This is a genomic window from Bifidobacterium sp. LH_230 (assembly GCF_056357555.1).
In genome coordinates, this window is record NZ_JBKEWJ010000041.1 from 1 (window position 1) to 3,587 (window position 3,587).

Annotated in this window: 2 protein-coding genes; one reads left to right on the top strand and one right to left on the bottom strand. The window is 57.0% G+C overall.

What is annotated here, in order from left to right; all coding sequences use genetic code 11:
• Positions 1-437 precede the first annotated feature (437 nt).
• Positions 438-1,247 (bottom strand): aminoglycoside 3'-phosphotransferase, encoded by an 810-nt coding sequence (locus tag AC1A0G_RS12145; protein WP_476530006.1) that lies wholly within the window; start codon positions 1,245-1,247, stop codon positions 438-440.
• Positions 1,248-1,412: 165 nt separating this feature from the next.
• Here AC1A0G_RS12145 and AC1A0G_RS12150 point away from each other — a divergent pair, with 165 nt between their 5' ends.
• Entirely contained in the window at positions 1,413-3,143 is a 1,731-nt protein-coding gene (locus AC1A0G_RS12150; RefSeq protein WP_476530007.1) for a RecQ family ATP-dependent DNA helicase, read from the top strand.
• The last annotated feature ends 444 nt before the right edge of the window (positions 3,144-3,587 follow it).

The window sequence follows — 3,587 nt, forward strand, 5'->3', positions numbered from 1 at the left end:
GCGATGGTACTGCACTCGACAGGGTGTGGGAGAGTAGCACACCGCCGCATACAACGTGAACAATTGAGGCCTTTCGGTCGAGCACAAGCTCCCGAAAGGCCTCAACTCATATCACCCCAAAAAATCCCCAGAGGACCCCGGTCGAGCATTGCTCCCGGGGCCCTCCGCATATCACCTGTAAAAACCCAAGGCCACCGGCCGACCAACAACCCACAGGAGTCTCCGTCTCCCCACGCGCTTCCGTTCTTGCCCCTCAGGTTCTTCGCATCGTTGTATATGAGACATCTTGATCGGCTTGTTACGCAAGATAATGAGCGCTTGCTGCAATGGACATCGTTGTCGCAGTCTCGCCTCATTCGGACATAATATCCGTTATCGGATCGTATATATGCAACGATCAGTGCCTGTCAAGGCAAATCTTCAACAGAAACAAATCGTCATCCGAACACTTCAACCGCGGCAATCGTTCGCAACAGATCCTCATCCACGAGATCACGTCCGTATGCGTCAAGAAACAGCCCACGGTATGCATCTGTATGCAAGTTGAACCGCAGCGTCCACAACGCCCAGTACACATCCACGTGTCGGTCACTCACGCCGGCGCCATCCACATCAACGAAACCGCTGAATCGCCAGTCATCCAAGATCACGTTCGGCAGACAGTAATCCCCGTGAATCAACGTATCCGCACGCAGCAGCGACTTGCGATCGCGAACGATTGCATAGATCTCGTCAACGGTCGTTTCGCCGTAAAGTTCGGTATAGAACGACGTATCCCAGTGACCGGCTGCATGATTGCGCTCCGCCGTCGCAAGATAGTCGCTTAACCGGTTCTGATCGGGGCAGTCGGCAACGTCCAGATCATGCAGCAACCGCAACCGATGCGCCAGGACCGCGACCAGTCGTTCCGGCTCGCGCAGATAGCGCGGCGCAATGCAGTCTTCGCCCGGAAGACGCGCGGTCACCAGCCAGTCGTGTCCTGCGTCATCGGTGCCGTAATGCATCACCGAAGCCGCCAGTCTCTTGCCGTGGAAATAGGCGGTGAGCCGGGCCTCGTGCCGCAGTGTTCCGGCCGCTGCGGTCTTGATGAAATATCCGTGATCCTTTGCCGAGTAGTACACCCGCGCTTGCGGCGACGAACTGCTGTCGAACAGGTCGTGATCGCCGTCGAGGTACGGTCTGACGGCTGCCGGAAACGCGACGGTGCGCGGATCGATTGCCGTTCGTTGCATGATCGCCTGTCTCATGAATGGATACATATTATCGTGTCACGATCATCGTACTGATCGTTGCGGTCGAAGGATGCGTTCGTTCCGGCATGTCGGCAATGCATGATGTCGCGTGTGCGGAGTGACGGGAAGAGTCGGAGCAACGACAGGTAGACTGTTATCAGGTGCGACAGGGGGTGTTCGATGACGGATTATCGAGAAGCTGCACGTCGGGCGCTCAAACGGTACTTCGGATACGATGATTTTCGCACGGGCCAGGCGGACGTGGTGAATGCCCTGCTGAATAGACGCGATGTCATGGCGGTCCTTCCCACGGGTGCGGGCAAGAGCGTGTGCTATCAGTTGCCGGCGACGGTGCCGGGCACACTGACGCTTGTGATCAGCCCGTTGAAGGCGTTGATGTACGACCAGACCATGTCATTGAGCAATCGAGGAATACCCGCGGCATCTATAGACGGCGACACTCCGTATGAGACCGCGCGACAGATATACTCGTCTGCTCTGAACAGGGAACTTCGTCTGCTGTACGTTGCTCCGGAACGGTTGGATAACGCGCAGTTTCGGCGATTTGCCGCGCATCATACGATCGATGCGGTCGCTGTGGACGAGGCGCACTGCGTACTGCAATGGGGGTTCGATTTTCGGCCGTCGTACCAGCGAATCGGCGAGTTCATCGCATCTTTCCCGGGGAACAGGAGACCGACCGTGGCCGCGTTCACCGCAACGGCGACACCGAAGCAGATTCCTCAGATCATCACGAACCTTGGGCTACGAGATCCGCTCACTGTCAAAACCGGTTTTGATCGTCCTAACATCCGATTTGATTGCTACCGTCTCAAGTCGGATGATCGCAGCGACTGGATCGTTGATTACGCAAGGAAACATGACGACAGCGGTATCGTATACTGCACCAGCAAAGCCGAATGCGAACGTCTTGCTGATCGAATACGCAAGGCTGGTGTGACCGCCGACTATTTTCACGCCGACGTTCCCAAACAACGTCAGCGGACGATTCAAAACGCATTCCAGAACGGTTCGGTGCAGGTGATCTGTGCCACCACTGCATTCGGCATGGGCGTCGACAAGCCCGATATTCGGTGGGTTATCAACGATGGCGCGTGTGCGGCGCTGGAGGAGTTTTACCAGGAGGCCGGGCGAGCGGGACGGGACGGGTTGCCCGCCCGTAGCATCATGTTGTGGACTCCTCGTGATTTCAAGTTTCGCTCGGACCGTATTGCTGAGGACGTGGCCGGCATTGACGGCACTGCGGAAGAAAAACAGCACGTCGCGCATATCAAACGCGTTGCTTTGGCCAGCATGGAGCGGTATTGCAAGGCAATGGAGTATGGCAAGTGTCTGCGTGGCCTTATCCTCGCGTATTTCGGCGAGCGTTCCGCGCAGACGCAGTGCGGCAACTGCGCGTTTTGCAACCCGGCTTGGGATGCGCCTCGGGACGCCGATGCCGTGAGGCAGCCGGTTCATCTCCGGCACAGTTCGGTGGGTTCGAGTACGACTGCTGCGTCAAGTCCGGGGCAGCGGTACCGGATGGTGATGTCCACGCAGGAAGATCGTTTGCGGATGAAAACGATCGCCGCCTACTTCAACGATCTGGTTCGTGGCGGCGGGACGCCGGGATATGACAGAGAGCGGCTTGTGCATGCCATGTTGGGCGATTGGCCGGGCGAGGACGGCCCGGAGCGTCCGGATCGTCGTTTGGAATCCGTTGATGGATACGGCGCGTTGAAGGACCTTGACGAGCACGAGGTGCGCCGACTGATATGCAGTCTGGAATCCATGAGAGCGATTCGCGTGCGACGCGGCGGTATGCTGGCACCCGGACCATATCTGCGGCAGGCGTTGCGTGGTGATATCAGTCAGGTTGTCGCCAAGGATGAGGAACTTGGGTCGGTGTAGACCGTTGAAGTCGGATGGTTGGATTGGATTGCCTGGGGTAGGCGATCTCGATGAATACGCGCGTGCGCAATCATGCGACACGCGGAACGGTACTGAATGTATGCATTTGTTCAGGGAATTTTGCCTCTCCGATGGGAGATGCAACGCCTATTGCGGTGTGTTTTTGGGTTGTTTTTGGTGGTTGCGACACGCCGATGGTTGGTAGTTTTTGCAGTGGTTTTGGGGTGGTTGGTTGGGGTTGGGTTTGCGTTTGTGGTTGGGGTGGTGTAAGTTATTCACTCGCTGCCGCTGAGCGGTCCGGTTCCTCCGGTTGGTTGGTTTCCGGTGCCGGTTGGTGTGTGGTGGTGGTTTGAGAACTCAAGAGCGTGTTTGTACTACTTCTTTATAGTCAATGATTGCCAGTTCATTCCTCGCTTCCTGTTTTGGGGAGTCCATGAGAGTGGG

What these genes read in the sequence shown, in the direction of transcription:
- AC1A0G_RS12145 (WP_476530006.1), bottom strand. Translation starts at nt 1,247, where the DNA reads ATGAGACAGGCGATCATGCAACGAACGGCAATCGATCCGCGCACCGTC.
- AC1A0G_RS12150 (WP_476530007.1), top strand. Translation starts at nt 1,413, where the DNA reads ATGACGGATTATCGAGAAGCTGCACGTCGGGCGCTCAAACGGTACTTC.